The sequence below is a fragment of the Bacillus sp. N6 genome (assembly GCF_052805735.1).
Window position 1 is genome coordinate 1896512 of sequence record NZ_CM127843.1, and the last position, 14687, is coordinate 1911198.

17 protein-coding genes are annotated in these 14687 nt (G+C 34.1%); 11 read left to right on the forward strand and 6 right to left on the reverse strand.

Annotated features, from left to right (window positions below):
- Nucleotides 1-65: 65 nt before the first annotated feature.
- Complete coding sequence (locus ACUXVC_RS09800) at nucleotides 66-1031, reverse strand: patatin-like phospholipase family protein (protein ID WP_000686807.1); 966 nt, start codon at nucleotides 1029-1031, stop codon at nucleotides 66-68.
- Nucleotides 1032-1118: 87 nt separating this feature from the next.
- On the reverse strand, nucleotides 1119-1265 hold the full coding sequence (locus ACUXVC_RS09805; RefSeq protein ID WP_000540425.1) for a YjcZ family sporulation protein: 147 nt from the start codon (nucleotides 1263-1265) through the stop codon (nucleotides 1119-1121).
- Between the two features lie 223 nt (nucleotides 1266-1488).
- Here ACUXVC_RS09805 and ACUXVC_RS09810 point away from each other — a divergent pair, with 223 nt between their 5' ends.
- The 4 genes from ACUXVC_RS09810 (at nucleotide 1489) to ACUXVC_RS09825 (ending at nucleotide 4349) form a co-directional block, all read left to right on the forward strand.
- Complete coding sequence (locus ACUXVC_RS09810) at nucleotides 1489-2241, forward strand: YwqG family protein (RefSeq protein ID WP_016081983.1); 753 nt, start codon at nucleotides 1489-1491, stop codon at nucleotides 2239-2241.
- Nucleotides 2242-2391: 150 nt separating this feature from the next.
- Nucleotides 2392-3552 carry a transglutaminase domain-containing protein gene (locus ACUXVC_RS09815; protein ID WP_098976724.1) on the forward strand — a complete coding sequence of 387 codons (1161 nt, stop codon included), beginning with the start codon at nucleotides 2392-2394 and terminating at the stop codon, nucleotides 3550-3552.
- Nucleotides 3553-3659: 107 nt separating this feature from the next.
- Nucleotides 3660-3857 carry a DUF4083 domain-containing protein gene (locus ACUXVC_RS09820; RefSeq protein WP_098976725.1) on the forward strand — a complete coding sequence of 66 codons (198 nt, stop codon included), beginning with the start codon at nucleotides 3660-3662 and terminating at the stop codon, nucleotides 3855-3857.
- A gap of 30 nt (nucleotides 3858-3887) precedes the next feature.
- Nucleotides 3888-4349: an NUDIX hydrolase gene (locus ACUXVC_RS09825; RefSeq protein WP_000024996.1), complete on the forward strand. Its 462-nt coding sequence runs from the start codon at nucleotides 3888-3890 to the stop codon at nucleotides 4347-4349.
- Nucleotides 4350-4393: 44 nt separating this feature from the next.
- On the opposite strand, the gene nadE is transcribed toward ACUXVC_RS09825, so the two are convergent.
- Entirely contained in the window at nucleotides 4394-5212 is an 819-nt protein-coding gene (gene nadE, locus ACUXVC_RS09830) for an ammonia-dependent NAD(+) synthetase (RefSeq protein WP_000174904.1), read from the reverse strand.
- Between the two features lie 274 nt (nucleotides 5213-5486).
- On the opposite strand from nadE, the gene ACUXVC_RS09835 reads away from it, so the two are divergent.
- The 3 genes from ACUXVC_RS09835 to ACUXVC_RS09845 all read left to right on the forward strand — a co-directional run bounded on the left by ACUXVC_RS09835 (nucleotide 5487) and on the right by ACUXVC_RS09845 (nucleotide 8994).
- The gene (locus ACUXVC_RS09835; RefSeq protein WP_001025995.1) at nucleotides 5487-7367 is read left to right on the forward strand and encodes an FtsX-like permease family protein; all 1881 of its coding nucleotides are present in this window, start codon (nucleotides 5487-5489) and stop codon (nucleotides 7365-7367) included.
- Between the two features lie 116 nt (nucleotides 7368-7483).
- Nucleotides 7484-7771: an AbrB/MazE/SpoVT family DNA-binding domain-containing protein gene (locus ACUXVC_RS09840; RefSeq protein WP_000648324.1), complete on the forward strand. Its 288-nt coding sequence runs from the start codon at nucleotides 7484-7486 to the stop codon at nucleotides 7769-7771.
- 275 nt (nucleotides 7772-8046) lie between these two features.
- Nucleotides 8047-8994 carry a serine protease gene (locus tag ACUXVC_RS09845; RefSeq protein WP_053564709.1) on the forward strand — a complete coding sequence of 316 codons (948 nt, stop codon included), beginning with the start codon at nucleotides 8047-8049 and terminating at the stop codon, nucleotides 8992-8994.
- Nucleotides 8995-9033: 39 nt separating this feature from the next.
- Here ACUXVC_RS09845 and ACUXVC_RS09850 read toward each other — a convergent pair whose 3' ends face one another.
- The gene (locus ACUXVC_RS09850) at nucleotides 9034-9342 is read right to left on the reverse strand and encodes an ArsR/SmtB family transcription factor (protein WP_053564708.1); all 309 of its coding nucleotides are present in this window, start codon (nucleotides 9340-9342) and stop codon (nucleotides 9034-9036) included.
- A gap of 106 nt (nucleotides 9343-9448) precedes the next feature.
- On the opposite strand from ACUXVC_RS09850, the gene ACUXVC_RS09855 reads away from it, so the two are divergent.
- Nucleotides 9449-10384, forward strand: a complete 936-nt coding sequence (locus tag ACUXVC_RS09855; RefSeq protein ID WP_053564707.1) for an aldo/keto reductase — start codon at nucleotides 9449-9451, stop codon at nucleotides 10382-10384.
- 47 nt (nucleotides 10385-10431) lie between these two features.
- Nucleotides 10432-11607: an MFS transporter gene (locus ACUXVC_RS09860; protein WP_061661205.1), complete on the forward strand. Its 1176-nt coding sequence runs from the start codon at nucleotides 10432-10434 to the stop codon at nucleotides 11605-11607.
- Nucleotides 11608-11901: 294 nt separating this feature from the next.
- Here the strand turns inward: ACUXVC_RS09860 and ACUXVC_RS09865 are convergent, their stop codons facing one another.
- Together ACUXVC_RS09865 and ACUXVC_RS09870 are read right to left on the reverse strand one after the other, a co-directional pair.
- The gene (locus ACUXVC_RS09865) at nucleotides 11902-12126 is read right to left on the reverse strand and encodes a hypothetical protein (RefSeq protein ID WP_000162602.1); all 225 of its coding nucleotides are present in this window, start codon (nucleotides 12124-12126) and stop codon (nucleotides 11902-11904) included.
- A gap of 84 nt (nucleotides 12127-12210) precedes the next feature.
- Entirely contained in the window at nucleotides 12211-12558 is a 348-nt protein-coding gene (locus tag ACUXVC_RS09870) for a DUF4257 domain-containing protein (protein WP_000426321.1), read from the reverse strand.
- Nucleotides 12559-12754: 196 nt separating this feature from the next.
- Between ACUXVC_RS09870 and ACUXVC_RS09875 the strand changes: the two genes are divergently transcribed.
- Nucleotides 12755-13282, forward strand: coding sequence for a DinB family protein (locus ACUXVC_RS09875; protein ID WP_001018102.1), 528 nt, complete (start codon nucleotides 12755-12757; stop codon nucleotides 13280-13282).
- 182 nt (nucleotides 13283-13464) lie between these two features.
- Nucleotides 13465-14514 (forward strand): ribosome small subunit-dependent GTPase A, encoded by a 1050-nt coding sequence (rsgA, locus tag ACUXVC_RS09880; RefSeq protein ID WP_001073089.1) that lies wholly within the window; start codon nucleotides 13465-13467, stop codon nucleotides 14512-14514.
- The last annotated feature ends 173 nt before the right edge of the window (nucleotides 14515-14687 follow it).

Consider the following 14687-nt stretch of genomic DNA (forward strand, 5'->3'; position numbering starts at 1 on the left):
ATAAGAAATTACTAGGCTTATTTACTATTAATTTGTCAAACGTTTTTGTATGCAAAATAATAATATTATGAGTCAAGTTGACGAAAAAATCGATTTGTCTTTCGGTCTTGATTTCCTTTTCTATATTCATCAATATATTGCCTAAAGTTCCAAGCTTGTAAAAATTTATTAGCAGAGTTATAACCAGAATTGTAAAGCCATTCTTTTTCTTCCTTTGTCAGTTCAAAATTAGTACTTGTAATCGTTCCTGTTGGAATTGTAATGGTTCTTGCTTTTGATTCCTTATCTAAATGACGTAAATCGTGAGCTTGCATCATTGTTTTAAATAGTCCTTTGAACATAGAAATAGGCTCGTTATAGTGAGCAGGGTCAGCTTGAATCTCATCTTTTACAAAATGAAATCCGAAAGTCGGCCAGCGAGGAGCGGTAGGTGAATCGAAGATCCAAATTGGATAATTACTTAGAATTCCTCCATCAACCATATAACAAGGCTGCTTCCATTTTGGAGTTCTCCATTTTACGGGTTCAAAGAAGAAGGGGATTGTACTACTCATTCTTACCGCTTTAGCGATAGAGAAGCGATAATTTAAAAATCCGTAGTTTGGTAAGTCGTCAGGAAAGACAACCATTTTACCATTACTAATGTCAGAGGCAATGATTTTGAGTTTGTTTAGATCTGGTAAATCAGTAAATAAATGAACACCTTTTTTTCGAAGTAATTCTTCAATCCATTCTTCTATAAATACATTAGAGTATATACCTAGAGTAGTCCATGCACTTAGTCCCTTACCGATAAAAGGAATTCTATCAATAAAAGTTCTTTTCGTAAATTTATTATAATCAATATCAGTAATAATCGTTTTTAACTCTGAACAAGAATATCCTGCTGCTAGGAGCGCTGCAATAATCGAACCAGCCGATGTACCAGCTACACGTTCCCATTCATAACCTTTTTCGGCTAACGCGCAAATTGCCCCGACATGCGCAATACCGCGCACACCGCCTCCTTCAAAAACACCATCAATCTTCATTAAACATACTTCCTTTCGAATGAAAGATTTGGAAATGGCAAAAAAGCACGTATGGTACGTGCTTTTTTACAATAGTTTTTAAGTTTACTAGCAGCCTACAAAGCCGCCCCAACAGCTAGCTCCGATGATGATTAGAAGGATAAATAAAACGATTAATAAAGCGAAACCTCCGTAACCACAACCACCACAGCTACCGCCGTAACCGTAACCGCCGCAACTATATCCGTAACCCATGTGGAATTCCTCCTTATATTAAAAATGAAAATGAACGAGGGGAAAATGTACTGGAAGAACTAAAGAATTATCGTGTTTGTAGGAACAATGTATAGTATGCTTTTTTAAACTTGTTCGCGTACGAAGGATAAGCCCGTTTTTTGGAGGCTTGTTGATTTTGTAAAGAATGAAGTATAATCTTTGTACTATGATATAAATAAGTATGTAAATGTAAGGAGAATTTATGAATAAAAAAATTGAAGTATTAATTGATAAATATGAACTAACACACTTGAAAGAGGAACTTATTAATACTGTATTTCCTTGTATAAAAGTTGTGCCAAAGCAGCAGGAAACTGTTGCGATAGGTAGTTCGAAAATGGGGGGAGTTCCTGATTTACCAGCTTTGTTTGAATATCCAAAGCATAAAGGAAAGCCGCTACAATTTATCGCGCAATTTAACTTAAGTGATTTACAAAACGTTGGTATGGATCACAATCTTCCTAAGACGGGGATGCTGTATTTCTTTTGCATTGAAAATTATTTTGAAGAAAATGTGAATCTAACAGAAGCTGGGCGTGTACTTTATTATGATGTTCCTGTAGAGCAATTACGAAGAGAAAATGAAATACAAACGAAATATAACCAGTGTGCAATTACTTTTGAACTGACATACAAATTACCAGAGCTTTTCATTGAAGATGAGGCTGATTCAGATCGTTTCTTACAATTACTTGAAGAGCTAATTCCGGATAACTACGATAACCATCAAATGTTTGGTGAACCATTCTCTGTACAAGAAGAAGTGTTATATGAGACAGGAGAATATATGGGAGTAAACCCGCAGCAAATGACTCTTTTATTCCAAATTGATTCAGATCATAAAAATTGTAATATGGTTTGGGGAGAACTAGGGATGCTATATTTCTGTATTAGTAATGAAGATTTGAAAAATCAACGTTTTGAAAATACATGCTGCGTATTACAAACTTGCTAATGAAAAAAGGTTGTTCTTTTAAAAAGAACAACCTTTTTATGTGAATTAGTTAATATGCATAATCTCATATGACCTATACGAAAAAGTATTGTATACTCTGAAACTATACGATACTTTTTCGTATAGTTATAGAATGTAAGGAGTGACAAGATGGGAAAGACAAGCAAGTATGTGACAGCTGCCGCACTTTGTTCAACTATAGTAATGGGAGGCTTACAAGCGTCATCTGTATCTTATGCAGCTACAAATCCGACTGCAGTGACAGCACAATCAGATGTAAAGTTATTAGATGATTTCAGAAAAGAATTAAAAAAACAGATTGATAATCGAGAAGAAAATATTACAATCACATATAAAACAAAAGATAGAAATGCTAGAAATATTATGGATCAATTGTATGGTGAGTTTAATAAAATTGTAGATGCTGATGAGTATGTAAAATATAATGTAGCGTCTACTAGATATTCTATTAAAGGAATGCCAGGGAACTATACGTTTACACTGCAAGTAAAATACCGTGAATCAAAAGAACAAACTCAATATGTAAAAGCGCAGGCGAAAGCAATTGTTGGATCAATTGTAAAACTAGGGATGGATGAGCATGAGAAAGTAAAAGCTATTCACGATTACGTTGTGAAGCATGTGTCTTATGATACGTCTTATCAAGCGTATACAGCATATGAAGCGTTAGCGAATCGTTCTGCCGTTTGCCAAGGATATACTTTATTAACGTATGAGTTGTTAAAAGAGGCAGGTATTCAAAACCATATTGTAACAGGCACAGGAAATGGACAAGCTCACGCGTGGAATTTAGTGAACATCGAAAACAAATGGTATCACCTAGATACTACATTTGATGATCCAGTACCAGATAAAGCAGGGCGTATAACTTACTCATATTTTAATATGTCTGACGAACAGTTAAGTAAAGATCACGAATGGGATCGTAGCAAATATCCAGCGGCTACTACAAGTTATTTTGGTGAATTAACAAATAAAATAAAAGCTGGTAGCTCAAAAACTGTTGTATATGAGCAGATGTTAAAAGAAACAAATTTACAATACTTATCTGCAGAATACGGAGCAGAAAATTATAATGAATTTAAGCAAAAGTTGCAGCAACAGTTTGCAGCCAAACCAGAAAAAGTAGAAGTACGATATAAGCAGTCCATGGATGGAACGATGCAAGATATAAAGAAAGTATTAAATGAAATAAATTGGCCAAAAGGTGCAAAGCGTGTGTCTTATCAAGTAGCACCTTATAGTGCATTGGCTGGTTATTCATTGGCGACAATTACATTTACGTATTAAGCAATGAGAAAGAGCATCTGTAAAAGATGCTCTTTTTATATTTGTTGATTACTTTAAAATATTGGGAATTATGTGATAAAATAAAAAGGAGAGGATGTGAATGCTGAATGAACTTGTTCGAAAGTAATATTTTCATATTGATATATACTTGTTTAGTAATCGGACTTATCGTTTTGTTTTTCATATCATTTACTTTGTTTATTAGAAGAGTATTACAAAGCAGCGTTGCAAAGAAACACCACGTGATTAATATGAACCAGAAGCTAGATCGAATTATTGAATTGCTTGAAAAAGATGAGAAATAGCGATAGAAGAAGTATGAAAAGGGGAAGAGAATGGCGAATTATATAAAAGAATTACGTGAAAAAGTAGGGCATGATTATGTTTTCTTAAACTTTGCCGGTGGTTGTGTATTTAATAAAGAAGGAGAAGTATTACTGCAAAAAAGAGGAGACTTTAACGCTTGGGGCTTTCCAGGTGGCGCAATGGAGATAGGAGAATCGGCTGCGGAAACTGCAATCCGAGAAATAAAAGAAGAAACCGGGTATGATGTAGAAATAAATGAGCTTATTGGAGTGTATACAAAATATTTTCAATCATATCCAAATGGAGACAAGGCACAGTCAATTGTGATGTGTTTTTCATGCTCAATAGTTGGGGGCGACAAAAAAGTAGATGGTGATGAAACGTTGGATTTGAAGTTTTTCCCGTTAGACGACATGCCACCGTTATTTTGTAAACAGCATGAAGATTGCCTGCAAGATTTATTGGAGAAAAGAGTAGGGGTATATCGTTAACATATAAAAAAGAAGCTAAATGAGATTAGCTTCTTTTTTATGTTTTATTTCCACCAATCATCAAACATTGACGCTGGTACTTGTCTTTTATGCTCACTCACTGTGTAACGTTTTTCAATTTTCTCTGCAACGTCAGCTGGAACTGCTTTACCTTCTAAATAATCATCTAATTGATCATAAGTAATACCTAACTCTGTTTCGTCAGCTTGACCTGGTTTTTCATCTAATAAATCAGCTGTTGGCATTTTTAAGTAAAGTCGCTCGTCTGCACCTAACTCTTGTAATAATGCACGTCCTTGGCGCTTCGTTAATCCCGTTAATGGTAATAAATCTGCACCACCGTCTCCGAATTTTGTAAAGAACCCTGTTACAGCTTCTGCAGCGTGATCTGTTCCGATAACAAGTAGCCCTTTTTGTCCACCAATTGCATATTGAGTAACCATACGGATACGTGCTTTCACGTTACCTTTATTGAAATCTGTTAATGATTCACCCAATAAGTTTTCATATTGATTTGAAAAAGCATCAACAGTTGAAGCAATATCAAATGCAACAGATTGATCTGCTTGAATGAATTGTAATGCTAATTGTGCATCATCTTCATCTTTTTGTACTTTATAAGGAAGACGTACGGCGATAAACGTTACATTACCACCTTCGTTACGAATTTCTTCAACTGCAAGTTGTGCTAAGCGTCCTGCTAATGTAGAGTCTTGGCCGCCGCTAATACCAAGTACAAATCCTTTTGCGCCTGTTTTTTTTACATAATCTTTTAAGAAATCAACTCGTTTACGAATTTCAACTTTTGGATCAATTACAGGCTGAACATGTAATGCTTTCATAATCTGTTCTTGTAATGTCATTATGTTTTCCTCCTATTCATATTAAAGCGGTAAATAAGTTTATATGTATAATGGTACATACTTCTATCCTTTATTATTTCGCAAAACTAACGAATATACAATAGGATGTGTGTATGAATATGAATGTAGTCATTATAAATAAAGTACTACGTATAAGCAATTTTTTTAAACCTTTCAAAACTGTAAGGTTTTTGTCATTTGAATCGATGGAAGGTATTTCCGTACTTTACTAATATAAAAACATAGTTAGTAGAAAGAAGGGCGGAGAAGTAATATGAACATTAGAGAACTCGCATATCGGAATGTAACGCGAAATAGACGGACATACTCAGCCTATTTTTTGAGTAGTGCATTTGCTATTATGGCCTTTTTTGTGTATTCATTTTTTGCGTTTCATCCGGCATTAAGTGCAGGAGAATTGGGTCAGTACGTATTCGTAAGTATGTCTTTTGCACAGTCTATTATTTATTTATTTACATTCTTCTTTATTTTATATTCGATGGGAATGTTTTTAAAAACGAGAAAGCGTGAGCTAGGAATTTTAATGATGCTAGGTATGACGAAATATCAATTAAAGCGTCTTATCTTTTTTGAAAATATTATGATTGGAATAGGGGCAATTATTTTTGGTATTCTTTCAGGTATGTTATTTTCAGGGGTATTACTATTTGTCGCCCCGATGATATTAAAACTAGATATATCCTTATCCTATTACATACCGATGAAAGCAATTGTTGTAACAAGTATTATGTTTTTCATATTATTTATGATCATATCATTGTTTAGTGCAGGAATGATTCGTAAAAATAAAATTATGAAGTTGTTTAGAGGGTCAGCAGAGGCAAAACCGGAACCGAAAGCATCAATCATTTCTTCAATATTAGCAGTAGTATTGCTTAGTGCTGGCTATGTAGGAGCTCTTCTATCGCATGGCGCAATGGTATTTATTATGATGATTCCTGTTACAACGGTAGTTATTATTGGGACGTATTTGTTGTACAAGCAGCTGAGTGTCTTTATTATTCGATTATGTAAAAAAAGTAAACGTTTCTATTGGACACAGACTAATATTATTACGTTATCAGATTTAGCGTATCGCATGAGAGATAACGCAAGAATGTTCTTTATTGTAACCATTATTTCTACTGTAGCATTTTCCGCAATAGGGACATTAGTCGGATTCGCATCCATGACGAAAGGGATAATGGAGAGACCAATTGCGTTTCATTACCATTCTAAGCAAGGGAATAGTAACGAATCACAACATATACAAATGATTGACAAAGGATTAAAGAAACATAATATAGCAGCTTCAAAAACTAATATTTCGACAAAGAAAACGGAGGAACAGTCGTTAAGAAGCGCCACTTTTATAAAAGAATCAGATTATAAGGAATATGCAAAGTTAACAGGAGAACCATTTAATACTGTAGCCAATAAAGAGATTGTATTTTTGTCAGCTGATATACCAGGGCCAGCGATGAAAGAAAGAAAAGAAATTACTTTACCCAATATGAATGAAAGTTTAAAGGTGAAAAAAGTTACTTCATCTTCATTGGGGAAAATATTAAGAGGAAATGTTTATGTAATTTCTAATAATCAATATGATTCATTACAAGATGGATTTATAGAGACAAAAGATTATATGTATAAAACTGAAAGAACGAAAGATGAGATTGAAATTGGTAAAGAGCTTACTCATCAAATTAAACCGTATCAAGAACAGTCAACGTTTAGTGCGGAAGAGTACGAACAAAACCAAAGTTTACAAATTGCAGGACCGATTTTATTTGTAGGTTTCTTTATTGGTATAGTATTTTTCGTTTGCGCAGGAAGTTTCCTTTACTTCCGTTTATTCTCCGATTTGGAGGATGATGTTCGCTTGTTCGAAATGATTCGAAAAGTTGGATTGACGAGTGGGGAATTATCGAAGGTAGTTACAATTCGATTGGCGCTTTTATTCTTCGTTCCAATTGGTGTTGCAACATTACATGGGGCAGTAGCCTTAACTGCGTTAGGGCAAATGTTTGAGTACTCATTGTTTAAAGAAAATACAGTTGTATTAAGTATTTTCATAGGTATTCAAATTGTATACTTCTTACTTATAAGATCCCGTTATGTAAAACAATTGAAAGAGAGATTACGTATGCATTAAATGTGTTTTTTTAACTCGAGTACAAAATTTTCTAAAAAGAGGCAAGTATTGCCAAAAAGTGATAAAATGGAAAAAGCGAGGTGAAAAAATTAATATAGAGTAAGGGGGGGAGAAATATGAAAGCAACAGGAGTTATTCGAAAAGTAGACGAATTAGGACGAATTGTTATCCCTAAAGAATTACGCGATGTATTGGGAATACAAATCAAATCACCGCTTGAAATTTTTGTAGAAGCAGATAAAATCATTTTACAAAAATATCAACCTTACAATGCTTGCCAAATCACAGGTGATGTTTCAGAACAGAACATATCATTAGCAAATGGAAATATTACTGTTGGGATAGAGGGAGCGGAATATTTAGTAAAAGAAATAGAAAAGTTTTTAAACAAGAGTGAGGTTTAGTCTTAATTTATATTATTTTTCAAATTACATATCATTCTTTTAAAAGACTGTAAGAGGACCATTAATTGGTTCTCTTATTTTGGTTAGTAGTTGAACGACATGGGGTGTTACTTCCTACAAATCATAGGGAAAATAAAAAAGTAGTATAGAGTTAGTAAATGATGTTGAGAAATATTTGAAAAGAAGGAAAACAAAAAGAATAAAACGAATGTTACATTTACACGTATTCAAAAGTGGTCTGAAATGAAAATAATACATTTTCAGGAGGGATTACGATGAGTAGTACAGTGAATAAACAAAAAGGTATACAATTGATTCCGTTTACCGTAAATAAGGTGGTAGAACAAGTAAATGAAATTCCACCAGGTGTACAAATGATTCACGCTCCGCAAGTATGGGAAAAGAGTGTGAAGGGGCAAGATGTAGTCGTTGCCGTATTAGATACAGGGTGTGATACTAATCATATAGATTTAAAAGATCGTATTATCGACGGAAGAAATTTCACAAAAGATTATGAAGCTGATCCAAATGTGTATCTTGATAATAACGGACATGGTACTCATGTAGCGGGGACGATTGCCGCGACTGAAAATGGTGTCGGTGTATTAGGAGTTGCACCACTTGCTAAAATGTTAGTATTAAAAGTTTTAGCGGGAGATGGTTCTGGAAGTTATGAGCAAATTATTGAGGCAATTCATTATGCTGTAAATTGGAGAGGGCCGAATCAAGAGAAAGTGAGAATTATTTCAATGTCACTTGGTGGTCCGCAAGATGTTCCAGAATTACATGAAGCAATTCAAAATGCGGTAAAGCAGGATGTTCTCGTTGTATGTGCTGCTGGAAATAATGGAGATTGCGATGATGAAACAGAGGAATTAGATTTCCCAGGTGCTTACTCTGAGGTAATTGAAGTTGGTGCTGTTAATTTAGAGCGGAAGATTGCATGTTTTAGTAATTCAAATCAAGAAATTGATCTAGTAGCGCCAGGTGATGAAATATTATCTACGTATCCAGATGGGAAATATGCTGTGTTAAGTGGAACTTCTATGGCGACGCCGCATATTGCTGGGGCGCTCGCCTTGCTCATTAAACAGTGTGAGAAAGAATACGGTCGAAAGTTATCAGAGCCGGAAATATATGCACAACTTATTAAAAGAACTGTACCTTTAGGGTACGAACGTACATCTGAAGGGAATGGATTAATAGATTTATTAAAAGAATAGCCATATTAAAAAACATCTCATATGAATATGAGATGTTTTTTAATATGGCTTTGTCGCATGTAATACAACTTGTAACAAACCTGGGAATCTAGCATTTAAATCTTCTTCACGAATTGAAATGAAACGTTGTGTTCCTTCAAGGCGCGTGTACATAACACCTGACTCACGTAAAACTTTGAAATGGTGAGATAAAGTTGATTTCGCAATAGGGATGTTTAAAGCACCACAAGATTGTTCACTTTTCTCTAGTAACATATTTACAATTTGTAAACGAATTTGATCGCTAAGTGCATATAAGACAGAAGAAAATTGAATTTCTTCTCGATTTGGATGATAGAGTGTACGCATATTTCACCTACTTGTATAAGTTAAGATATTTGCACTATAACATATAAAGTGGTATATTTCTATTGTTCGAAAATATTCGAACAATAGAAATATAGGGGGAGAAAAAATGAAGTATACAAAATTGCAAAAGGCAGGATTAAATATTTCAAAGTTGGGTTTAGGTACAAATGCAGTAGGGGGACATAATTTATATGCTGATGTGAATGAAGAAGAAGGAAAGCGATTAGTAGAAGAAGCTATTCAGCAAAGGATTACATTTTTTGATACAGCAGATTCATATGGTTTCGGTAGATCAGAGGAATTAGTAGGAGAAGTATTAAAGGGAAAACGTCATGAGTTTATACTTGCTACAAAAGGTGGAATTCAACCGTTGTTAAATGGAGAAACTTATATTAACAATGAACCAAGTTATTTAAGAAATGCTGTGGAGAATAGCTTAAGAAGATTACAGACTGATTATATTGATTTATATTATTTACATTTTACAAATCCTGAAACAAGTTACATAGATTCAATCGGAGAGCTTACTCGTTTAAAAGAAGAAGGGAAAATTCGTTCAATTGGAATATCGAACGTAAACATAGAACAATTAAAAGAAGCGAACCAACATGGTCATATAGATGTTGTACAATCTCCGTACAATGTGTTAGAACGTACGGCTGAGGAAGAACTGTTGCCGTATTGTATAGAAGCGGGTATTTCATTTATTCCATATGGGCCTCTTGCTTTTGGAATATTAGGCGGAAAATATACAGAAGATTTTAAATTGAACGAAGTTGATTGGCGCCAAAATGTAAATCTATTTGAAGAAAATACATATAAGAGTAATTTTAAGAAAGTGGAAAAGTTAAAAGGGCTAGCTAAAGAAAATGATATTGAAGTGTCTCATTTAGCGTTAGCATGGTTATTAAATAAAGAAGGAATTGATACAGTTATACCTGGTGGAAAGCGGGCAGAGCAAATAAGAGAAAGTGTGAAAGCGGTAGACGTTTCATTGAATGAAAGAGTCATGAAAGAAATCCAATCTATTTTAGAAGATTAGTGAAACAGAGGGATAGTACCCTCTGTTTATATAAGGAGAAGGTCTAAATGAATAGAGTACTAGCTGTATTTTTCACGATAATGTTTATGATCGGTACAGACACTTTCTTAATTTCACCACTGTTGCCGACATTACAACAGGTGTATCATGTTTCAACCGAGTTGTCAGGATGGATGGTGAGTTCGTATGCTTTAGGGTATGCTGGATTTGCGCTTATTGCTGGTCCTATATCAGATGGATTAAACAGAAAAAAAGTGATGGTACTAGGTATGAGTTTTTTTGCAATAAGTACGTTTTTGTGTGGAATTGCACCGAGTTTTTTATGGATGCTAACATTTAGATTTTTAGCAGGTGTAAGTGCAGCTTTTGTATCTCCACAAGTGTGGGCATCCATTCCGCTCCTTATAGAGAAAAAGCAAATTGTGAAAGCAATTGGGGTTGCAACAGCAGGGTTATCAATCTCTCAAATTTTAGGGCTGCCACTGGGAGCTTATTTAGCAACGATACATTATACAATCCCATTCTATTTCATTGGTATATTATCAGCACTACTTGTTATTCTTATTTATGTTGTATTACCAGAAATACAGTCGGTTCATATAGGTGGAAATAAAAAAGTGATTTTACAGCGTTATAAACAATTACTTACAGATTCAAAGGTTTCACTTTCTTATTTTGCATACTTTGTTTTTCAAACCGGAAATTTTGCTGCATTTTCATTTTTTGGTGTATGGCTTTCCATTCAATTTGGCTTACAGGTTCATGAAGTAGGTACGGCTATGCTTGTACTAGGATTAGGAAATTTAGCTGGTAATATTTTTGGCCCTAGACTTGTAAATAAAATTGGATACAATCTTTCTTTCTATGGTGGAATTGTATTTACGGCAGTGTTATATGTAATACTTCCCTATTTAAAGAATCTTATTTTTGTTGAATTCTTTTTCTTTGTTTTATTTTTTGTGACAGGAATTTTGTTTGTATTAATGATGGGACATTTACAAAACATGTCTACTATAGCACGGGGAACAGGTGCTGCCCTTGCTAACGCCTCGATGTACATTGGCCAAATGATTGGTGCGGTAATAGCAGGAATGTTATTTGCAACATCTCACAATTTTATACTAGTAGGTAGCTTTACAGCGTTATTATATGTTGTAGCTTTATTTCTGTTTAGAAAAGGTGAAAACATTAGTAAAGATAATGAAAAAGGAATTGCATCATAAAGTTTTAGTAAATCAAAAAACAATTTTTTAGGATAAGTTAAAAAGGTGCTTTTTGATTGCATAGTTGCTGTATTTTTAATAATTCGTCGTTGAGCTGTATGATTGAAAAGGATTTGTAATAAAATTATGGGGAAATAAAAAACCCCTATATAGATAGGGGTTTATATATCGGCATATAGCTCCTCGGAAAAGGATATACCTAGTTTAACATATAGGAGTACTTATAATTGTGAAATAGATGTGAAAGTAATGTGAAAAATGTTGTAATAAAAAGCACTGTTTTAGCTAATGTAGCTAAAACAGTGCTTTTCTCTTTGATTGAACAGTTGCAGCATTTTCATCATGTATACCTGCATCTTTAATAATTCGTTGTTTTGCTTTATTTAATAGATGGTTTACTGCTTCACCAAAATAGTTAGCTTCGCTTTTTGTGCGGGCTTCTCGTAAACATTTATAGTTTTCTAGCAGTTCCTCTTTTTCGGAGTTTGTTAAGAAATCTTCTATTTTCTTTTTTGTCATACGAAACACCCTTTCTCCTGACAAACGACGCAATAGAAAATATTTATTTCTCATTATAACAATAATTTTAAAAGAAAGTATACACTAACGTCGCAATAATTTGTCAATTTCTTGAATCTTCTCATCAGCTTTCCCAATTTGCGTATTTTTAGCCTGTTCGCCACCAAGAGCTTGATGTAGTAAGAAAGTTTGACCGGAAATAGCAGTTACAATGGATACTTTTATAATTTCTTTTATTGCGGTGACATCGAATAAAACGAGTCCAAGAAGTGCAGCTAGGCTACCGGTAAAAACATCAGTTAAAAATCCAAAGTGAAAAAAAGTTTTCAAACGGCGTGGAAGCAATAACTTACCTTGGTTATTGATTAGATGGGAAACGAAGCCAGTAATGCCACCAACGAGAACAGCGGTTAGCCATTGATACATTTCCATCGAATCCACTCCTTTTAGTGAATAAGATTCGATTATTTTATATTGATTCCTTTTAATATTTCATATAAGCATATTGAGAAAGTTTGTTTGGGTATATTTTGTATTCAATTTAATTATAACAGAAAATTCCGATAGATTTCAGTCTATTATATGAATCATTTTTACAATAATATGAATGCAGAAAGGGGTGCGTCATATGAATATAGATTATCGAATAAGAAGTGTAGATGGTTATACAAAAAAAATAGGGGAATTAGTAAGCATGCTTGAGCATACGAGAGCTGTAACATTAGGCGAAGTAAAAAATTTATCAGTTGAGCAATTAGATTTAATTATGCAGAGCAGCGGAAATTCAATTGGCGCCTTATTAAAGCATATAGCAGCTATTGAAAAAGTTCATCAGCTTATTTCATTTCAAGATCGTGACTTTACAAAAGAAGAATTAGAAATATGGGAAGATGCATTGTATTTAGGGGAAGCAGGTAGAGCGATCTGTGGTCATGAAATACAGTATTATGTACAACTTCTACAAAGTGTTCGAGAAGAATCTCTGAAGTATTTAAGTGAACAAGGTAATGAGTGGCTCATGTCAGAAAGAAAGTGGCCTAACGGTGTAGTATATAACCAGCACTATCTTTGGTTTCATGTGCTAGAAGATGAAATTAGTCACCGAGGACAAATTAGAATGCTCAAAAACAAGTTATTTGAAAATTACGTTAAATGATGTAGCTTTTTATAGGAGAATTCCATATAATGAGAGTAATTAAAATAAGAACGGGGTGATGTATTATGGCGAAAATAACTTATATGAATAATAAACCAAATACAAAGGTGGATGGAAAGGGCGAAACGATATAAGTGAGCGCACTATCCTTCCACTTAGCTTAAACTAGGGAGGATATCAATTTGAATCAAAATATTTTAGAATCGTATGGCTGGGATTCTTTTTTTGAGGAACAAGCTGTAGAGAACTTTGAAGTAGGGCGTATTTTACTTGAGCATAAGCATATATATCGAATTATTTGTAATGATGGTGAATATATGGCAGAACTGTCTGGAAAGTTTCGGCATGAAGCAGTAACGAAGGGAGATTATCCAGCTGTTGGTGATTGGGTGTATATAAAGAAAATAGAGAATGAAAAGAAAGCTATTATTCATCGTGTTTTTCCGAGAAGAAGCTCTTTTTCTAGACAAGAAGCTGGTACTCGAACGGAAGAACAAGTAATAGCAGCAAATGTAGATTATTTATTTTTAGTGAATGCACTTAATCATGATTTTAATGTTAGAAGGATGGAACGTTATTTATTATTAGCGTATGAAAGTGGCGCTATGCCAGTTATTGTTTTAACAAAGAGTAGTATATGTAATGATGTAGAACAGAAAATTGTAGAAACGGAAGCTATAGCAATTGGTGTTCCTATTTTCGTTGTTGATAGTTTAGAGCATACAGGTATTGATTCGTTGAAACAATTCGTTTCTTCAGGGAAAACAATTGCTTTAGTTGGGTCATCAGGGGTAGGAAAGTCAACTTTATTAAATGCGCTAATAGGAATTGAGGTAGCAAAAACGGGAGATATACGTGAAGAGGATAGTAGGGGGAGGCATACGACAACGCATCGAGAGTTATTTCAATTGCCAAGTGGTGCTCTCGTAATTGATACTCCCGGCATGAGAGAATTGCAACTTTGGGAAGGAAGCGAAGCGATTCAAACAACATTCTCTGATATTGAAAAACTTGCGACAACATGCCGTTTTCGTGATTGTAAGCATGAGGATGAACCAGGATGCGCGGTGCATAGTGCAATTGATAACGGACTTATTACGATAGATCGTTTGAAAAGCTATAAAAAATTACAAAGAGAACTGGCGTATTTTATGAGAAAACAAGATGTAATCCTTGCCAGAGCAGAGCGTGATAAGTGGAAAAAGCTTTCTAAACAACATAAAAAAATGTAAAAACCAAAGGGTGCCCCTTTGGTTTTTTCTATTTGTAAATTTTATAATAATATTATTCATATATATAGACAAAGGGAACTTAATTGTTTAAACTTTACAAAGTATTCATCATAATGGGTTATGAAAATAATAATTAGGGATTGGGAAATATTCATAATTAACTCAATTTAACT

Bases quoted from the DNA above. Each gene is read 5' to 3' on its own strand.
- ACUXVC_RS09860 (WP_061661205.1), top strand. From the start codon at position 10,432: ATGAATAGAGTACTAGCTGTATTTTTCACGATAATGTTTATGATCGGT.
- ACUXVC_RS09855 (WP_053564707.1), top strand. From the start codon at position 9,449: ATGAAGTATACAAAATTGCAAAAGGCAGGATTAAATATTTCAAAGTTG.
- ACUXVC_RS09805 (WP_000540425.1), bottom strand. From the start codon at position 1,265: ATGGGTTACGGATATAGTTGCGGCGGTTACGGTTACGGCGGTAGCTGT.
- ACUXVC_RS09810 (WP_016081983.1), top strand. From the start codon at position 1,489: ATGAATAAAAAAATTGAAGTATTAATTGATAAATATGAACTAACACAC.
- nadE (WP_000174904.1), bottom strand. From the start codon at position 5,212: ATGACATTACAAGAACAGATTATGAAAGCATTACATGTTCAGCCTGTA.
- ACUXVC_RS09840 (WP_000648324.1), top strand. From the start codon at position 7,484: ATGAAAGCAACAGGAGTTATTCGAAAAGTAGACGAATTAGGACGAATT.
- ACUXVC_RS09870 (WP_000426321.1), bottom strand. From the start codon at position 12,558: ATGGAAATGTATCAATGGCTAACCGCTGTTCTCGTTGGTGGCATTACT.
- ACUXVC_RS09875 (WP_001018102.1), top strand. From the start codon at position 12,755: ATGAATATAGATTATCGAATAAGAAGTGTAGATGGTTATACAAAAAAA.
- ACUXVC_RS09835 (WP_001025995.1), top strand. From the start codon at position 5,487: ATGAACATTAGAGAACTCGCATATCGGAATGTAACGCGAAATAGACGG.
- ACUXVC_RS09800 (WP_000686807.1), bottom strand. From the start codon at position 1,031: ATGAAGATTGATGGTGTTTTTGAAGGAGGCGGTGTGCGCGGTATTGCG.
- ACUXVC_RS09815 (WP_098976724.1), top strand. From the start codon at position 2,392: ATGGGAAAGACAAGCAAGTATGTGACAGCTGCCGCACTTTGTTCAACT.
- ACUXVC_RS09820 (WP_098976725.1), top strand. From the start codon at position 3,660: ATGAACTTGTTCGAAAGTAATATTTTCATATTGATATATACTTGTTTA.
- ACUXVC_RS09825 (WP_000024996.1), top strand. From the start codon at position 3,888: ATGGCGAATTATATAAAAGAATTACGTGAAAAAGTAGGGCATGATTAT.
- ACUXVC_RS09845 (WP_053564709.1), top strand. From the start codon at position 8,047: ATGAGTAGTACAGTGAATAAACAAAAAGGTATACAATTGATTCCGTTT.
- ACUXVC_RS09865 (WP_000162602.1), bottom strand. From the start codon at position 12,126: ATGACAAAAAAGAAAATAGAAGATTTCTTAACAAACTCCGAAAAAGAG.
- ACUXVC_RS09850 (WP_053564708.1), bottom strand. From the start codon at position 9,342: ATGCGTACACTCTATCATCCAAATCGAGAAGAAATTCAATTTTCTTCT.